This window comes from Pantoea sp. BL1, from assembly GCF_000963985.1.
Taxonomy (GTDB): domain Bacteria; phylum Pseudomonadota; class Gammaproteobacteria; order Enterobacterales; family Enterobacteriaceae; genus Pantoea; species Pantoea rwandensis_B.
This window is the reverse complement of record NZ_JZRH01000030.1, coordinates 152,015-169,254: the sequence shown is the minus strand read 5'-3', so window position 1 is coordinate 169,254 and position 17,240 is coordinate 152,015. Positions and strand designations below refer to the sequence as shown.

Here is a 17,240-nt window from a genome sequence, read left to right as displayed (position 1 = left end):
GTCATAAGAAAACGCGATGGATGGCGATTGTCGCTGATCGATTCCTGAGGAACAACCACAATGTTATTGTGCTGTTACCAAACGGTGATGGGGTTGCAAGCTGGAACAATGATGTTTAACCGTGTCTTACACAACGTCTAAGGTTGTTGTATAGTCCGTTTTTTTTCGGAGGAACCATGCTGCCCAACTCATCCACGCGCCTGAACAAATACATTAGCGAGAGCGGAATCTGCTCACGACGTGATGCCGATCGTTACATCGAACAAGGCAACGTTTTTATTAACGGCAAGCGCGCGACCGTTGGCGCACAGGTCTTTGCCGGGGATGAAGTGAAAGTGAATGGGCAGTTGATCGAGCCGCGTAACGAAGAAGATTTAGTGCTGATTGCGCTCAACAAGCCCGTGGGCATTATTACCACGATGGAAGAGGGGGAGCGCGATAACATCGGTGATTTTGTTAACCATAGTAAACGCGTGTTCCCGATCGGCCGTCTGGATAAAGACTCACAAGGTCTGATTTTCCTCACCAACCACGGTGACCTGGTCAATAAGATCCTGCGCGCCGGTAACAACCACGAGAAAGAGTATGTGGTGACCGTGGATAAGCCGATCACCGACGAGTTTATCGCCGGAATGGCGGCGGGTGTGCCGATGCTGGGTACCGTGACCAAAAAATGCAAAGTGAAGAAAGAGTCGACCTTTGTGTTTCGTATCATCCTGGTTCAGGGGCTAAACCGCCAGATTCGCCGAATGACCAAGCATTTTGGCTTCGAAGTCACAAAGCTTGAACGTACCCGCATCATGAATGTCAGCCTGAAAGGCATCCCGCTGGGCGAATGGCGTGATTTAACCGATGACGAATTGATTGAGTTGTTTAACTTGATCGAGGATTCTTCATCCGAAGACCAAAAAACGCAGCAAAGCCAGGCGAAAAAGAAACCGGCAGCAGCGGCGAAAAAAGTCGCATCGAACGGTGCAAAGATTCCAGAGAAAGCTGCGGCTAAACCCGCAGGTCGTCAGCGTTTCACACAGCCTGGCAGGAAGAAGAAAGGGCGCTAATCGCCATTGCTTCGCCATCACTGATTAAACCCGGAACAAATTTTATAATCTTCTCACTATTTGTTCCGTGTTTATCCCTCCATACTTTTCTTAACAAAGGAGGGAACAATGAACAACGCAAACTGGTTATATGAAATGCAGCATCTCTATGTAGCTCAGCCGCGTCCGGCATGGGTTCCACGCATGTTTTGGCTGACCAAAACGCAGCGTCATAAAATTTTGACGGAACTCTTGCTGCCGCAGGTTAAACAGCGATAGCGCCGCTATTAAGCCGGTTATTGAATGTTCAGAATAACCGGCCCCCATCACTCTTCTTCAGCCACTTTGACCACGGTTTTACCAAAGTTTTTGCCCTTCAGCATATCGAAGAACGCCTGCGGTGCGTTTTCCAATCCATCAATCATGTGCTCGCGATAATGTATTTTCTGCTGTTCGACCAACGGCGTCATCGCCTGCAGGAATTGCGGATATCGATCACCGTAATCCTGGAAGATAATAAATCCCTGCATACGGATTCGGCGCTTCAATATCCCACTCAGGATTTGTGGCGTACGGTCAGGGCCAGCGGGAAGGGTTTTGCCACTATTATAGGTTGAGACCAGCCCACAAACCGGTACGCGTGCGGCGGTGTTCAACAGCGGGAATACGGCATCAAACACTTTGCCGCCAACGTTCTCGAAATAGATGTCAATCCCGTCCGGGCAGGCATTCGCTAACTGTTCAGCAAAATCCTCGCGATGGTGATCGAGACAGGCAGAGAACCCGAGTTTTTCAATCGCGTAGCGGCATTTCTCTTCACCACCGGCAACGCCAACCACATGACAGCCTTTTAGCTTACCCAGTTGTCCGACCGTGGCACCCACCGGGCCCGTCGCGGCGGCGACCACCAGGGTTTCGCCTGCTTTTGGCTGCCCAATATCCATCAGCCCCATGTAAGCGGTGAAGCCGGGCATTCCCAGAATACCCAGCGCCCAGGATGGGTGGGGCAGATCGCCGATTTTCGCCACGCCGCTGCCATCCGAGACGGCATAACGTTGCCAGCCACTGCCAGCCAGCACCCAATCCCCGGTTTTAAAATCGGGATGCTGCGATTCAACTACCTGAGAGACGGTACCACCGACCATCGGCTGATTGAGTTGTGCCGGAGGCGCATAGGATTTACTGTCATCCATGCGTCCTCGCATATAAGGATCCAGTGAGAGGTAAACCGTGCGGAGCAGTATTTCACCCGTTTTAATGGAGGGAATAGGTTGTTCAACAAGCTGAAAATTCTCTTTAACCGGTTCGCCATCCGGGCGCGATGCCAGTAGCCACGCTTGATTGCTGTCAGGTGATTGCGTCATGTAAACCTCTTTACTCAATTGAATCAGGCAAGTGTAGTTGAAAGCTGTTTAAAAGTTTGTCGCAATCTTAAAATGTTGCTATATAATAACAATGAGGTCTTTTTCATATGAATGTTGCTATATAACAACGTCTGGAGGCGTATGCTGCCCGGCATGCAAGATATCGGCATAAAGTGCCAGGAAAAACGTAAAGCGAAAAGGTGGACGCAAGCCACCGCAGCCTTACATTCAGGTGTGCACCGCACAGTGATTTCACAGATTGAGAACGGCCTTTATTCAGGGTCGCTCAAAGTATTGACGTTGTATCTCAATGCGCTGGAATTAAAACTTTCCGTGCAGTCAGCGGGCATACCGCAACTGGATGAACTGGAGGCGCTGTTTAACGATGACTGATTTTAACCAACTGGCAAAACCGCTCCGTTACATTGACGTGTTTAGCGGAGGGCAATACAGCGGCAGATTGCTGCATGAACGGGGGAGTTATAACTTCAGTTATTTTTCTGAAAGGGCGCGCCCCGTATCGCTAACCATGTTGGCGGACAATCGCATCAGCTATAACGGGAGTCGATTGTTTAATATTTTCGAGATGAACATACCTGAAGGTTATGTTCGCTACCATATCGCTGAACGTTTACGCCGTTATGTGGGGAGCGTGAGTGATATGCTTTTTCTCGCATTACAGCAGGATACTGGAATTGGCGCATTATCGTATAAAAGTGAGATCGATTTCCCCCGGCCTTCACCCGAAAAACTGGACGATTTGCTGCGCTGGGATCATAAAGAAAGTGCTTTTCAATATTTGCTGAATAAATACCTACTACAAACCTCCATTTCGGGTGTGCAACCTAAAGTGATGATCAGTACTGAGAATCGCGGCACCGTTTTGTACCCCAATCTTATAGCGAAAACGGGTGATGACGAGTATCCACGATTAGCCGAAAATGAATTTATTTGTATGTCGCTCGCGAAGCTTTGTGGCTTGCCAGTTGCCGATTTTTGGCTTTCTGATAATAAAGAACTTTTTATTATGGAACGCTTTGATATTCAGCATGATAGTCGTCTGGCTATGGAGGATTTCTGTGTGCTATCGGGGAAAACATCAGACCATAAATACAGTGGTTCTTATGAAACCGGTGGGAAAATTGTGAGTTTGTTTACGCGCGATCAGTCCCAGGTTGAGTTGTATTGGCGCTACGTCCTCTTTAGCTGCATGGTAGGAAATGGCGACGCGCATTTAAAGAACTTTTCATTACTGTATGCCAGTGAAAATAATGGATCACCCAAGTTGTCCCCACTCTATGACGTGGTCAATACAGATATTTACCCAACAACAGACAAAGAACTGGCGCTTAAATTAAACAAAAGCAAATCATTCCCCAATCGAGATGCTTTACTGAAATTTGCGCGTGAACTTAAAATCATCAAGCCTGCTGATGTCATTGAACAATTCGCAGATGTCATCAGTGACCAAATAAATAATAACCCGATTTTCGATGATTTCCCTGAACTCAGGGATTCCATCGCCCATTCTCTGACTCGCAGCGTGGCGACTAACGATGTATTTTTAACCACTGACGTCAAACGACCTAAAAAACGAAAAACTGACTCGTTACTTTGATAGCGTTGGGAGGAATATGTCTCCCCAGTGAGCCAGCGCACAAACCCAGACAAAACTTTACGCTGGGAAAACCGCTAACGCATTGAACATAAAACTCCCTTCAACATTTGCACAAACGGTCTCGGGCATTCTCACATAACCGCTCTTTAATCGACTGCGTATACCTATAGCGATGCTATTAACCCAATAGGTGACGCATGACGGTTCAACAATCTTATGATTTAGCAGCAGATCACGACGCGCATATCGCTTCCGCAATCGCTAAGTTTTTCCGCCGTATTATTCCAATGCTGGCGCTGATGCTGATTGTTAACCAGATCGACCGAGCCAACATCGGATTCGTCAAAGCTGAATTACAAACTGATGCGGGTATCAGTGCTGCTGCATTTGGTCTGGGCGCCGGCCTGTTCTTTATTGGCTACGCGCTGTTCGAAGTCCCCAGCAATATGATGTTAAAAAAGCTCGGGGCACGCGTGTGGCTGACGCGCATCATGATCACCTGGGGCATCGTAGTGGTGTTAACCGGTTTTGTGAGCACACCGCTACACTTCTACGTACTGCGATTTTTATTAGGCGTGGCAGAAGCCGGGTTCTTTCCTGGCGTGCTGTTCTATTTCCGCCAGTGGGTACCTAACGCATGGCGAGGTCGTGCCACCGCGATGGTGTTGAGTGCCACCGCTAGCGCCTTCTTGTTTTCCGGTCCGCTGACCGGCGCGATTCTGCTGCTGCATGAAGTGAATGGACTTGCCGGTTGGAAATGGGTGATGTTCCTGGAAGGAGGCGGCTCCATTGTGATTGGTTTGCTGGCCGCGCTGGTACTGGTCTCAAAACCTCAGGATGCCAAATGGCTTAACCCAGCAGAGCAACGTGCGCTGCAAGCACAGTTAGCGTTAGAAGACGCAGCACGTGACGTACATGCTAAAGAGTATGGCCGCTGGGGTTTATTGCGCGATCGCAGCTTGCTGTTCTATTGCCTGATTTTTTTCACCATGACCATGACCGGTTACACCCTGGTGTTCTGGCTACCGCAAATTATCCAGCGCATTCAGGGTTACAACAGTTTTGAGATTGGTTTGCTGACCGCCGTTCCCTGGTTATGTGCCATTGTTGCCTTATTCCTGCTGGGTAAAACCACCGATCGCTATCGCGATAAGCTGGACAAAGGGCTGGGCATTGCCATGCTGATTGCTGCGTGCGGCACCTTTATGGCGACCACCGGGACACCCTGGTTTGGGTTTGTCGCGATGATCGTTGCCTGTATTGGCTCGAAAGTCAGCGCGGCCTTTTTCTGGCCGATGCCGCAAAGCGAATTGCCTGCTTCGATCGCCGCGCCCGGCATTGCCCTGATCAACTCCATCGGCAACCTCGGGGGCTTCTTTGCACCCACCGTGTTTGGCTATCTTGAACTTCATACCGGCAGCACCACCGGTGGGCTGTATGCGCTGACCAGCGTGTCGGTTATCACCGGTGTCTGGCTGCTGCTGCGTCGCAAACCTGTTCCCCCTGCATTCGGTCACACGGAGAGAAACCATGTCCGACACACCAGTCATTAAATCAATGCGCATCGTTCCGGTTGCCGGATACGACAGCATGCTGCTGAACATCGGCGGGGCGCATAACTGCTACTTCACCCGTATTCTGGTGCTATTGACTGATTCAGCGGGCAACAGCGGCGTGGGGGAAACACCGTGCCACGCTTCAACGTTGCAACTGCTGGAACAGTTTCGCCCTCTGATCATTGGCAGCTCGCTGATGCGCGCTAATGCTACGCTCAGTCAACTCTTTGCCAGCGACACGCGGCAGCAGCAGACTTCGCACACCAACGACATTCATATTCCGCAGATGAACCCAGAGAAGTTTTACAACGCGGCAGCGGCCATTGAGGCAGCGTTGCTCGATCTGCAGGGTAAATTCCTCGACCTGCCCGTGGCAGAACTGCTCGCCAGTGGTAAACAGCGAGAGCGCATTCCGGTGTTGGGATATCTGTTTTATATCGCCGATCGTCAACGCACGAATATGCACTACCGTTCGGGTGATGACGAAGCGGATGGCTGGTTCCGGTTACGTCATCAACCGGCAATGGACAGTGCCGCAGTGGTGCGGCTCGCAGAGGCCGCAGTAGAACAATACGGTTTTCGTGACTTTAAGCTAAAGGGCGGCGTCCTGCATGGCGAGCAGGAAGTCGAAACCGTGGAGGCCTTGCTGGCACGGTATCCACAATCTCGCGTCACCGTTGACCCGAATGCCAGTTGGTCGCTGGATGAAGCGATTCGCTTTGGTAAGCAGTTGGCAGGCAAAGTGCCGTATCTGGAAGATCCTTGTGGCGCAGAGCAGGGATATTCCGGGCGTGAAACGCTAGCCGAGTTCCGTCGCGCCACTGGCGTGCCGGTGGCGACCAACATGATCGCCAATGACTGGCGGCAGTTGCAGCATGCTCTGCAGCTCAACGCCATCGACATCCCGCTTGCCGATCCCCATTTCTGGACGATGCGCAACGCTAACGTCGTCGCACAACTGTGTAACGAATGGGGCCTCACTACTGGTTGCCATTCCAATAATCACTTTGATGTTTCCCTGGCGATGGTGGCCCATCTTGGTGCCGCAGCGCCTGGCGATCGTCAGACCGCCTTCGATACACACTGGATATGGCAAGATGGCCAGCAACTCAGCCACCAGCCACCGCAAATCCGTGATGGCTACCTGGAGCTGCCGCCAGGCCCAGGATTGGGCATCGAACTGAATATGGCGCGCGTCGAACAGGCGCATGCACTCTACAACGCACTGCCTGATAAGAACCGCAACGATGCACTTGGCATGCAGTTTTTGATTGATAACTGGCGTTTTGACGCAAAACGTCCGGCTCTGGTTCGCTGAGGAAATTAAATGAAGAAAACCTTTCAGATAGCCACATTACTCACGGCGATGGCGCTCAGCGCACCATTGCTGGCAAAAACCTTTGTTTACGTCTCAGAAGCCGATGACGGCACCATCGCGCGCTACGTACTGGATGAACAATCCGGTGCATTGCAACTGCTAGGTCGTACCCAGGCCGGCGGCAAAGTGATGCCACTGGCGCTGAGTGCCGACCACCAGCATTTATATGCGGCCATTCGCAGCAAGCCACTGCAACTGGTGAGCTGGCAGATCGATCGCGCCACCGGCGATCTTCATCAGAGAGCTGAAGTCCCTGCTACCGCCAGTTATCCGTACATCAGCACTGACAAGCAAGGGCGATTCCTGTTGGGCGCCTCCTACGATGGCGATGTGGTGCATGTCTATCGGCTGGCCAAAGATGGCAAGGTGATAGCGCCGCCGGTTGGCAGTTACAAGACGGGTCATGCGGCACATTCGGTCATTGTTGATGATGCCGGTAAAACCGCCTACGTCGGTAATCTCGGCACTGACCGCGTGTTACAGCTGAAATTGAATGAGGAGGGGGAACTCAGCGCGCTGGGTAACGGTTATGTGAAAACCGCCGATGAAAACGGCCCGCGTCATTCGGTCTTATCGCCGGATCAGCGCTATCTGTATAACGTCGGCGAGATGGGCGGCATCATCACTCAGTTCCGCCGTGAACCGAGCGGCGAACTGGTCAAAGTCAGTGAAACAGCCAATGCAGTAGCCGAGGAATATAAATTGCAACATGGGCGTGAACGTCCAGCGGGCTATAGCGATACCACGCCACGGATCTGGTCAGCCGATATTCATCTGACGCCAAACGGTCACTTCCTGTATGTTACCGAACGGACCAGCAGTACGGTGAGTGGCTACCGCGTTGATCCACACAGTGGCAAACTGACGCTGATTGGCAGCTGGCCGGTTGAGAAGCAGCCGCGCAGCATTGCTATTACCGCAGACGGAAAATGGTTGATTGCCAGCGGTGAAAAAAGCGCGGTGACAGGAAGCTATGCCATTGATGCCAAAACTGGATCATTGAAGCGTGTAAGTGAAGCGCCTGCCGGCAAAGATGCGAACTGGGTAACAGTGGTGAGTAACTGAGTTTCACCCTGCGATGATCTGGCGCAACACTGTGCGCCAGATTGCGCGAAATGTTTTTATGGAGCTGTTGTAATCATTGAGGTTATTTAGAAAAGTGTGATCCAGAACACATTTATCTGACTGATGACAGGCTGTGAAGCAATAGGCTTATAAATCAGAGAGATTCTGTAAAAAAGGGCTGAATTCGTAAATAGTCCATTAGTAACCCTTAATAATTACCCTGTTATTGATTACCTGCCAATATCACCAATTTTGATGCTGTAACAACCTGACATATTTATCGCCGTGAGTAGATTAAATATTCTGGCAGGATACGCCGCACTTAGTGCCGTCTGGTCTCAATACTGTCATGCAGTGGTTTTCAAAAAACGCCGTTTTTTTTGCTGTAAAAACCTGTCTGGCTGCCTTTTTGGCATTGTACTTCTCACTGGAACTCAACCTGGATAAACCCGCCTGGGCCATTACCACGGTTTTCATTGCCTCTCAGCTTTACTCTGCGTCCACCATTTCGAAATCACTGTTTCGTATGCTCGGCACCTTGTTAGGCGGCGTGTTTATCTTCTTTGTTTTTCCCGTCACTGTTGAACACCCCTTACTTTTTAGCTTTGTTATCTCGCTGTGGGTCAGTGTGTGCCTGTATCTCTCCCTGCACGATCGCACGCCGAAAAGCTATGTGTTCATGCTGGCAGGTTACAGCGCTGCCATTATGGGGTTTCCCGAGGTGATGACGCCGCTGTCGATCACCAATACCGTGTTATCCCGTATTGAAGAGATCGCGGTAGGCACAGTGTGTAGCAGCCTGGTGCATGCGTTATTGTTCCCAGTCTCGATGCGTAGTTTGCTGGAACAGAGTGTCAGCCAGTGGTATTTGAATGCGCGCAAGCTGTGCCACGATTTGCTGTCAGGTATTCCGGGCGATAAGTCTCCCGAGCGCGATGACATTCTGACGCGTATGGCGACCAATCCACAGCAAGTGGAAATTCTGATTACGCACTGTGTTTACGAGGGTGATGCCGCGCGCCGTTTGATTCGTCTGGTCAGCGTGCAGTATCAACATCTCTCTTATTTGATCCCCACGCTCACCGCCATTGAGCTGCGTCTGCAGCGTTTATCGGCATTGCAGATTACGTTCCCGGACAACGTCGCGGTGGCGTTTCGTCTGTTTTTGCACTGGCTTAACGATGGTGAAGCCGTTGGCGAAACCAGCGGTATCCAGCTGGAATTAAGCCGTTGTCAGAGTGATATCAACCAGGCCTGGCGTAGCGGGGAGCTGCCGATTGAACACTGCCTGCTGTTTACCGGTTTGCTGGAGCGTATGGCCGACTTCGTGCGCATTGCGGGCGCGTATCAAAGCGTCGGCGGGTTGGTCAGCGATCTCTCGGGTGACACCACACCCGCACGCGGTAAACGCACTCATCGTTTCTATGACAAAGGGCTGATCAGGCTTTCTGCTTTAACCGCCTTTTGCGCGATTTTTGGCTCCTGTTTGCTGTGGATGGGCACAGGGTGGCACGATGGTGCCTCAGCACCAGTGATGGCCGCCATCCTGAGTTCACTTTTTGCCAGTATGGATACGCCACTGACTTCGATGAAATTGTTCGTGCGTGGTGTGATTGTCGCCATTGTTATCAGCGTGATTTATGTGGCGTTGCTGTTGCCGCAGGCGACCTCATTTGAAGCGTTGATTATTTGTCTGGTGCCGGGCTTGCTGATACTCGGCCTGATGATTGCACGTCCCTCAACCAATATGATTGGCATCAGCGTGGCTATCCAGATTCCTGGCTTTATCGGTTTGGGCCATCATCTGAAACCCGATTTGGTCCTGCTCATTAACAACGCCATTGCATCACTGACGGGCGTACTTTTTGCCGTGATAGCCACCGTGCTGATGCGTAACAAACGTCCTTCATGGACGGCGCGGCGCGCGGTTCGTCAGGGCTTACGTGAGCTGTTGCGTTTTATTAAAGAGCTTGAACGTACGGGGTCGTCACTGCTTGGCAGGCAACGTTTTATCAGTTTGATGCTGGATAAGGTCAACGTGGTGTTACCCCGTTTACGGCTCGATCCACAGCCGGATATGTCGACCGCCGGGATGTTATTAACGGAGGTGTGGCTGGGCGTGAACAGCTTTGATTACTACGCCCGACACAAAGATCTGCTGGCAAAACATCAGCTGGACAGTGGACAGATGTTCCACGAGCTCGCCTTGTTCCTGAAACGGCGTCTGAAATCGTTGCAAACCCGACCACACCAGGATTTGCTGGATGAACTCGACTGGCTGTTGCTGCTGCTGGAACGGCTGGCAAAGCAGGATGACGGGTTACTCACACCGCTGTTTCATCTGTTTAGCATTCGTCTTTACCTGTTTCCGCAGCAAGCGTGGCCCGTTGCCACGCCGCGCCAGCTGGAAAGAATGCAGCTGCAGGATTATCGTCAGCGCGCTTATTAACCGTACCAACTGTAACCTTTGGGGACACGGGAGAAACCCGCCTCTTTTAACGCTGCGAGCAGGTTGGATTGTCCGACGGGTCGATCGTTAATCCATTCCAGCGTGAAATGAAGATGCTTTTCGCGGCTTAACGCCTGGCCCAGCGCAACCAGTGCGGCATGAAGATCTTCGTCGCTGTCCTGCGCATGAAAAGTCATCAACTCTTTGCCACCGGGCGGCAGGTAAAGCATGACGCGACCCCTGACGATCACCGCGAAAGCACCCGCGCGGCGCGTGGGTTTGGTTCCCGTGATACTGATCGGCCATGGCAGTGTTAACCCGAAGGGATTGACAGGGTCAATGGCTGATAGCACAACGGGGGCATGCCGCGCTGACTTGTCGGCATCGAGTTGACGCAGTCGATCGATAGCAGAGTTATCAGCAAACTGCGCGGCGCCCATGCCTGCAATAAAACGCCCGCGCAACAGTCGGCCCGCATCTTCCATAGCGCGCAGCACCGGTTGTAGCGCCGGAAAACCACCGGGAATCTGTTCGGCGATTGCGGCACCTCTTGTTATGACACCAAATCGGTCGAGCATATTTTCTGCCATTGACAGCGCGCGTTCGGTGTCGGCAATCGGCTGGCGAGGAATCAACGACCAGCGACCGGCCATAGCGTGAAGTGAGAGTCGTGATTCGACCGGGCGGCTGGCGCCAAAACTGGATCGATTGTGCCGTCCGTGACGTGCACGAACAGGGCGTGGTTTGGGCGTGCTGGCAATCTGGCTGAGATTACGCAGTGCCGACCAGGTATCGATGGTCAGGACTCCGCGCCAGATAAGTTGCCAAAGAGCCTGATACACGTCTGTCGGCTCAATCAGTTCATTGCTATCCATGGTTTCAGTGATGCGAGGCATCAGTTGTTTGACGAACCAACCCGCGCCGTCCTGCATCAGCGCCACTAATCTGCTTTCAATAGGTGACAATGTCACTGAATGATCCATGGCAGGCAAGGTTTCGCTGGCGAATTCACTTAAATGCAGGGAAACCAAGCCGTCCTGTAGGTTTGATGAGGGATGACCGACCCAAATAACCTCTCCCGATGAGAGCAATTCATCCAGCATGGCTGGCTGATAATCCCGAATGCGTGCAGGGAAGATTTGCGATTCCCATAGTGTTACCGGCAGCACCACGCCTGCCAGTTGTTCAACGACGCTCATTACGCCATTCAGACCGGAGAAAGCGCCTTGTGTCTGACGCGCGTTCGCATCACACAACAGCCCCTGGCGCTCAAGCAGAAACGCCACGTATGCGGCCGGTGCAACGGGTTGAGTGGCGTCGCGTGCGGACTGTAACGATCGTACACGCAAGCGGCGAAACACGCTTTCTGCTGCCCACTCCGCGGACTCATCAGCTCCAGAGGCGAGAAAATCGCCTTTAAGTAACTTATTTTGCTGGCGAAGCTGATCCAAAGCTTCATCCACAACGGCGCGGCCGAGGCCAAAGCGTTGAGCCACCTGCAAACTGGAAAATACGGCGTGGGTGCGGGCGTAGCGCCCCAATAGATCCTGCAATGGACGGACGACCGGTTCGAGCAGTGCAGCCGGGAGGCCTACAGGTAACACGCAACCCAGCGCATCGTGCAGACGCACCGCATCTTCAGCCACTGCCCAGCGTGCGATACCCGCAATTGTCACACTGACAATCCGCTGCGCCTGTTGCAGCGCGTGTAAGCCGGGCTCAAGGGGCTCATCGCCATTGAAGCGTGCAACAAGTTCTTCGGTTGATAACGGACCCAGTTCGCGCAGCATATCCACCAGAGCCTCAATACTGCGCGCCTGATACTCCGCCACGCAACGCTGTAACTCCTGTTCAACACGTGCAATCACGGCGGGTTCCAGCAACTCACGCATCTCCGCCTGACCCAGGAGATCACTCAGCAGATTGCTGTCGAGCGCCAGCATTGAAGCGCGTCGTTCTGCCTGCGGTGCATCACTGGCATACATGAACTCGGCGACGTAGCCAAACAGCAGCGGTGCGGCAAACGGCGAGGGCGTTTCGGTGGTGACTTCTGTCAACCGCACATCACCCTGATGTAATCGCGCCATCAGGTGATGCAGCGCAGGCAGGTCGTATACGTCCTGCAAACATTCCCGTGCCGTCTCAATCAGGATCGGGAAGTCTGCAAACTGACGCGCCACTTCCAGCAACTGGCTCGCGCGTAAACGTTGTTGCCAGAGAGGAGAACGTTTGCCGGGATTGCGGCGTGGCAGTAGCAGGGCACGGGCAGCACATTCACGAAAACGAGCGGCGAACAGTGCCGAATGCCCGACTGATGCCATGACGATGCGTTGCAGCTCATCCGGTTCGAATAAAAAGAGCTCGGCACCCGGCACCCGACCGTCGCTATCGGGGAAGCGTGCCACGATACCATCGTCGCTGGCGACCACAGCCGGATCGATCCCCATGATGCGTCCAATGCGTTCTGCCACCGCCAGCGCCCAGGGAGCGTGCACGCGCTGCCCATAAGGGGAGTGCAGGATCACGCGCCAGTCGCCGGTTTCATCCCGACAACGCTCAATCAACAAGCTGCGGTCGGTGGGCAACTCGCCGGTTGCCTGAATTTGTTCTGCGATCAGGTTTTTAATGTTGTGTCGGGCATTGGCGTCAAGACTGTCGCCGGGCAGTGACACCTCATGACTGGCGTGTCGTAAATAGCCGCCAATCGCTTCCCCCAGTGTCGCTGAACGGCCGAGGCTGTCGCCATGCCAGAAGGGCAAACGTGCTGAACGGCCCGGTGCAGGCACCACCACCACCTGATCGTGGGTGATTTGCTGAATGCGCCATGATGTCGCGCCCAGGGTAATGATGTCGTTAATCCGCGACTCATAAACCATCTCTTCATCCAGTTCCCCGACGCGTCGTGCCCCCGTCTGTTCTTCACCTTCAGGCAGCATAACGCTAAACATGCCGCGATCCGGAATGGTGCCACCGCTGGTGACGGCCAGATGCTGCGCACCAGGCCGCCCGGTGAGGGTATTGTTCTGTCGGTCCCAAATGACGCGGGGGCGCAGGTTGGCGAACTCATCGGAAGGATAACGCCCGGCTAGCATATCCAATACGGCGTCAAATGCGTTACGCGGTAACGTTTTGAATGGTTCTGCGCGCCGCACCAGCTCAAACCAGCTGTCGATCTCCAGCGTGTCCATTGAGGCGGCGGCGACCGTATGCTGAGCCAGCAGATCCAGCGGATTGTGTGGCAGCGTTATCGCATCAAGTTCACCCGCCATCATTGAGTCGACGATGACGGCCGCATCCACCAAATCACGTCGGGTTCGCGGCCAGATGATACCTTTGGGTGTGCCACCAACCTGATGACCTGCGCGGCCCACGCGCTGGAGGGCACTGGCAACCGAAGGGGGTGCGCCCACCTGAATCACCAGATCGATATCGCCCATATCAATACCCAGCTCCAGGCTTGATGTGGCGACCACGCAACGCAGCTCGCCCGCTTTGAGCGCGTTTTCAATTTCCAGCCGTTGTTCTTTAGAAACAGAACCGTGGTGGGAGCGAGCCAATAAGTCATTCGGTGTGACAGTGCGTTTCTCTGTGCCGCCGGTAAAGGAACCGTAGGCAAAGGATGCTTCTGGCGCAGTGGGCTTTTCTCCGAGACGACGCGTGTAGAGCTCATTCAGCCTCGCGGTAAGTTTTTCAGCCAACCCGCGAGAATTGGTAAACACCAAAGTGGCGCGATGGCGTAACACCTCATCCAGAATCCCGGCTTCAATATGTGGCCAGATGGATCCCGCGGACAGTGTGGCATCCTGTACTGAACGGCTATCGGGCCGCTGCTGAATATCCGTCATATCTTCAACAGGGACCCTAATGGTTAACGCTAATGGGCGCTGAGCGGGAGGATTAACGATCAGTGTTTCGCGACTTCCGCCAAGAAACTGTGCGACAACTTCAGGTGGTTTTACCGTGGCGGAGAGGCCGATACGCTGCGCAGGGTGCGTTAGCAGCGCATCCAGCCGTTCAAGGCTGAGCGCCAGATGCGCGCCACGTTTGCTGCCTGCGATGGCATGTACTTCATCAACAATCACCGTAGAGATGCCACGCAGCGTGTCGCGGGCTTTTGATGTCAGCATCAGAAACAAAGATTCGGGCGTGGTGATCAAAATATCCGGTGGGCGACGCTGTAATTTTGCCCGCTCGCTGCTGAGCGTATCGCCAGATCGCATGCCCACCTCCAGGGTGATCTCGGCTTCACCGCGTTTGCGCCGCTCGTCAGCCACCCCCGCTAAAGGCCGTTGCAGATTACGCTGAACATCCGCCGCCAGCGCTTTCACCGGAGAGAGGTAAAGAATGCGTGTTCTGTGGCTTCGTTCGGGGAGATCTCCGGCGCTGCGTTCACGAAACAGGGCATCAATTGCATAGAGAAATGCCGCCAGCGTTTTACCAGAACCCGTAGGTGCAATCACCAGACAGTTTTTACCGCTCGAAATGGCTCGCCAGGCTTCCTGCTGTGCGGGCGTCGCCGCTCTAAAGGTGTCGCGAAACCATTGCTGCGTGGCAGCGGTAAACAACGCGAGTGAAGAGGCTGGCATCCAATGTTCCTGCGTTTCAAAGAGGACTTTCAGCAGTGTAGTCTGCGGCATGAATGTGATCAGGTTATATACTTGATGTTTTGGCTGATTTTTTCATCAACAGGAGTGAGAAATGGTGATGTTCAAACGCGCACTATTATTGGCGCTGCTTCCGGGAAGCGTGTTGGCTGCCCCGGTATTTACGCTGCAATCTTCGGATTTTAACGACAGTGCCATGCTGAATAAAACCTTTGCAGGCAACAACAAAAGTAACCCGTCATGCACCGGCGACAATGTGTCGCCAGCTTTGAGCTGGTCGAATGCACCCGCCGGCACCCGCAGTTTTGCACTGATGCTGACCGATCCCGTAGGGGGAAAAGGGTTAGGCGTGACACATATGGTGGCCTATAACATCGCGGCGGATCGCACGCAGTTTGCGCAGGGCGAGTTGAGTAAAGGCGAAGGTTACATCGGAGGTAAGAATTCACCGGGCACCACAAGTTACTACGGTCCTTGCCCGCCGGTGGGAAGTGGCATACATCATTATAACTTCGTGATGGTGGCAACAGATTTGCCGGTAAATCAATTGCCTGGCGGACTGACACATGATGAGTTGATCGCCAAATTGAAAGGCCATACCTTGGGGGCTGCCACCATTGTGGGGCGATTTACTAACGATAAGTAAGTGATACGGCCGCCAGTTGAGGCGGCCGTGACAACGTCACTCCGCAGGGTGGATCGATCTTTCCAGCGTGCCACGGCGATCCCACCGACGTGCAGCTAACCACAGCAATGCGGTGACAAACCAACCAATAATCCACGACACATCATTACCCGCAAATACCCAGGTTAATGAGCCATGGTGCAGCGGATTATCAATAAACGGCAGCTGCACCCATACGCCCAGGCAATACACCACAATCCCAACCCAGTTCCAGCGACCGTAACGGCCATCAGGTTGTGAAAGTGCCGGAATATCGACGCGTCCTTTGGTGATCAGATAAAAATCGGTCAGGCTGATTGCGCTCCACGGAACAAAGAAGGCCAGCAGGAACAACAGGAAATGGGTAAACGACTTGAGGAAGGCCGGTTCGCTGATCAGTGCGATGATGCAGGCTATCGTCACCATCAGCACCACAAACAGAATACGACCACCACGACTGAGAGACGTTTGCTGCCGGAACCCTGACACAATAGTGGTGAGTGACATAAAGCTGCCGTAAGCATTCAGGGTAGTGAAAGTAATCTTGCCAAAACAGATAGCGAAGTAGATCACCATTGCCATGGTCGCGCTACTGCCCAGACCAACGATATATCCCACTTCATTGCCGGAAAACGCCTTTCCTGCAATAGCCGCCACAATCACGCCCAACGTCATTGAGGCCTGTGTGCCTAATACGGTGCCGAAAAACACCGAGCTGAACAGCTTGTTCGCCGATACGTTAGCCGGCAGGTAGCGTGAATAATCAGAGACATAGGGGCAAAATGCTATCTGCCAGGAAGAAGATAGCGAAACGGCCAGCAGGAAATTGGCAATCGTGAAGTGCTGATTTTGCCATACGGCGGACAAATCATGCGTGGAAAGCAGGGTGATAAACAGGTAGGCAAAAGCCAGCACCCCGATGACGCTCGCCACTTTACCCAGCTTGTGAATCACCCGATATCCAAGCACCGCAATCACGACAATGATGGCGCTGAACAGGACCATCCCGGTCGCGTTGCTAACATTAATCAACTTTGCCAGTGCCTGACCAGCCAACACGGTGCCGCTGGCCGAAAATCCGACATACATAATACATACCAGTACCAGCGGGATCACCGCACCATACACACCAAACTGCATGCGGCTGGTGATCATCTGTGGCAAGCCAAGGCGCGGGCCTTGAATAGCATGCAACGACATGATGGCGGCACCAATAATCTGGCCCACCAACAGACCCACAAGCGACCACACCACATCGCCGCCCAGCACCACGGCAAGGGCTCCGGTGACAATGGCGGTGATTTGCAGGTTACCGCCAAACCAGAGTGTGAACTGGCTAAAAGGGTGGCCATGGCGTTCGCGGAGCGGAATGTAATCGATGGAGCGGGTTTCAGACAGGCGCTGGTTTTCACTGCCTGAATAATCGGCTGCAGGTGATTCGGCTGACATAGTTTCCTCGCTGAAACAATGAACGCAGTGCGTTATGTTATTTTTGTTTATCAGTT

The 17,240-nt window shown here is 53.2% G+C and carries 12 protein-coding genes; 9 read left to right on the top strand and 3 right to left on the bottom strand.

The features are described from left to right. Positions 1-176 precede the first annotated feature (176 nt). Positions 177-1,058: a 23S rRNA pseudouridine(2604) synthase RluF gene (gene rluF, locus VH86_RS15240; protein WP_045833421.1), complete on the top strand. Its 882-nt coding sequence runs from the start codon at positions 177-179 to the stop codon at positions 1,056-1,058. A gap of 108 nt (positions 1,059-1,166) precedes the next feature. After that, on the top strand, positions 1,167-1,316 hold the full coding sequence (locus VH86_RS25780; RefSeq protein ID WP_156102798.1) for a hypothetical protein: 150 nt from the start codon (positions 1,167-1,169) through the stop codon (positions 1,314-1,316). Positions 1,317-1,363: 47 nt separating this feature from the next. Here the strand turns inward: VH86_RS25780 and VH86_RS15235 are convergent, their stop codons facing one another. Further along, positions 1,364-2,401, bottom strand: coding sequence for an NADP-dependent oxidoreductase (locus VH86_RS15235; protein ID WP_045833420.1), 1,038 nt, complete (start codon positions 2,399-2,401; stop codon positions 1,364-1,366). Between the two features lie 111 nt (positions 2,402-2,512). On the opposite strand from VH86_RS15235, the gene VH86_RS15230 reads away from it, so the two are divergent. The 6 genes from VH86_RS15230 (at position 2,513) to VH86_RS15205 (ending at position 10,467) form a co-directional block, all read left to right on the top strand. Continuing rightward, positions 2,513-2,794 (top strand): helix-turn-helix domain-containing protein, encoded by a 282-nt coding sequence (locus tag VH86_RS15230; protein ID WP_369800336.1) that lies wholly within the window; start codon positions 2,513-2,515, stop codon positions 2,792-2,794. Next, positions 2,787-4,019 carry a type II toxin-antitoxin system HipA family toxin gene (locus VH86_RS15225; protein WP_045833418.1) on the top strand — a complete coding sequence of 411 codons (1,233 nt, stop codon included), beginning with the start codon at positions 2,787-2,789 and terminating at the stop codon, positions 4,017-4,019. Before VH86_RS15230 ends, VH86_RS15225 begins: the two co-directional genes overlap by 8 nt. 197 nt (positions 4,020-4,216) lie before the next feature. Next, positions 4,217-5,572 carry an MFS transporter gene (locus VH86_RS15220; protein WP_045833417.1) on the top strand — a complete coding sequence of 452 codons (1,356 nt, stop codon included), beginning with the start codon at positions 4,217-4,219 and terminating at the stop codon, positions 5,570-5,572. Further along, positions 5,550-6,893 carry an enolase C-terminal domain-like protein gene (locus tag VH86_RS15215; RefSeq protein ID WP_045833416.1) on the top strand — a complete coding sequence of 448 codons (1,344 nt, stop codon included), beginning with the start codon at positions 5,550-5,552 and terminating at the stop codon, positions 6,891-6,893. The genes VH86_RS15220 and VH86_RS15215 overlap by 23 nt, the downstream gene beginning before the upstream one ends. A 9-nt stretch (positions 6,894-6,902) precedes the next feature. Beyond that, complete coding sequence (locus VH86_RS15210) at positions 6,903-8,018, top strand: beta-propeller fold lactonase family protein (protein WP_045833415.1); 1,116 nt, start codon at positions 6,903-6,905, stop codon at positions 8,016-8,018. A 349-nt stretch (positions 8,019-8,367) separates the two neighbouring features. Then, positions 8,368-10,467, top strand: coding sequence for an FUSC family protein (locus VH86_RS15205; protein WP_045833446.1), 2,100 nt, complete (start codon positions 8,368-8,370; stop codon positions 10,465-10,467). Here VH86_RS15205 and VH86_RS15200 read toward each other — a convergent pair. Beyond that, entirely contained in the window at positions 10,464-15,053 is a 4,590-nt protein-coding gene (locus tag VH86_RS15200) for an ATP-dependent helicase (protein WP_045833445.1), read from the bottom strand. The two genes, VH86_RS15205 and VH86_RS15200, sit on opposite strands and share 4 nt — an antisense overlap. Positions 15,054-15,165: 112 nt before the next feature. On the opposite strand from VH86_RS15200, the gene VH86_RS15195 reads away from it, so the two are divergent. Continuing rightward, positions 15,166-15,717 carry a YbhB/YbcL family Raf kinase inhibitor-like protein gene (locus VH86_RS15195; protein WP_045833414.1) on the top strand — a complete coding sequence of 184 codons (552 nt, stop codon included), beginning with the start codon at positions 15,166-15,168 and terminating at the stop codon, positions 15,715-15,717. Positions 15,718-15,753: 36 nt separating this feature from the next. On the opposite strand, the gene VH86_RS15190 is transcribed toward VH86_RS15195, so the two are convergent. Beyond that, a complete protein-coding gene (locus VH86_RS15190) occupies positions 15,754-17,184 on the bottom strand; it encodes a cytosine permease (protein WP_045833413.1) in 1,431 nt (476 codons plus the stop codon). Positions 17,185-17,240 lie beyond the last annotated feature (56 nt).

Coding starts and splice junctions, on each gene's coding strand:
- rluF (WP_045833421.1), top strand. CDS start 177: ATGCTGCCCAACTCATCCACGCGCCTGAACAAATACATTAGCGAGAGC.
- VH86_RS25780 (WP_156102798.1), top strand. CDS start 1,167: ATGAACAACGCAAACTGGTTATATGAAATGCAGCATCTCTATGTAGCT.
- VH86_RS15235 (WP_045833420.1), bottom strand. CDS start 2,401: ATGACGCAATCACCTGACAGCAATCAAGCGTGGCTACTGGCATCGCGC.
- VH86_RS15230 (WP_369800336.1), top strand. CDS start 2,513: ATGTTGCTATATAACAACGTCTGGAGGCGTATGCTGCCCGGCATGCAA.
- VH86_RS15225 (WP_045833418.1), top strand. CDS start 2,787: ATGACTGATTTTAACCAACTGGCAAAACCGCTCCGTTACATTGACGTG.
- VH86_RS15220 (WP_045833417.1), top strand. CDS start 4,217: ATGACGGTTCAACAATCTTATGATTTAGCAGCAGATCACGACGCGCAT.
- VH86_RS15215 (WP_045833416.1), top strand. CDS start 5,550: ATGTCCGACACACCAGTCATTAAATCAATGCGCATCGTTCCGGTTGCC.
- VH86_RS15210 (WP_045833415.1), top strand. CDS start 6,903: ATGAAGAAAACCTTTCAGATAGCCACATTACTCACGGCGATGGCGCTC.
- VH86_RS15205 (WP_045833446.1), top strand. CDS start 8,368: ATGCAGTGGTTTTCAAAAAACGCCGTTTTTTTTGCTGTAAAAACCTGT.
- VH86_RS15200 (WP_045833445.1), bottom strand. CDS start 15,053: ATGCCAGCCTCTTCACTCGCGTTGTTTACCGCTGCCACGCAGCAATGG.
- VH86_RS15195 (WP_045833414.1), top strand. CDS start 15,166: ATGGTGATGTTCAAACGCGCACTATTATTGGCGCTGCTTCCGGGAAGC.
- VH86_RS15190 (WP_045833413.1), bottom strand. CDS start 17,184: ATGTCAGCCGAATCACCTGCAGCCGATTATTCAGGCAGTGAAAACCAG.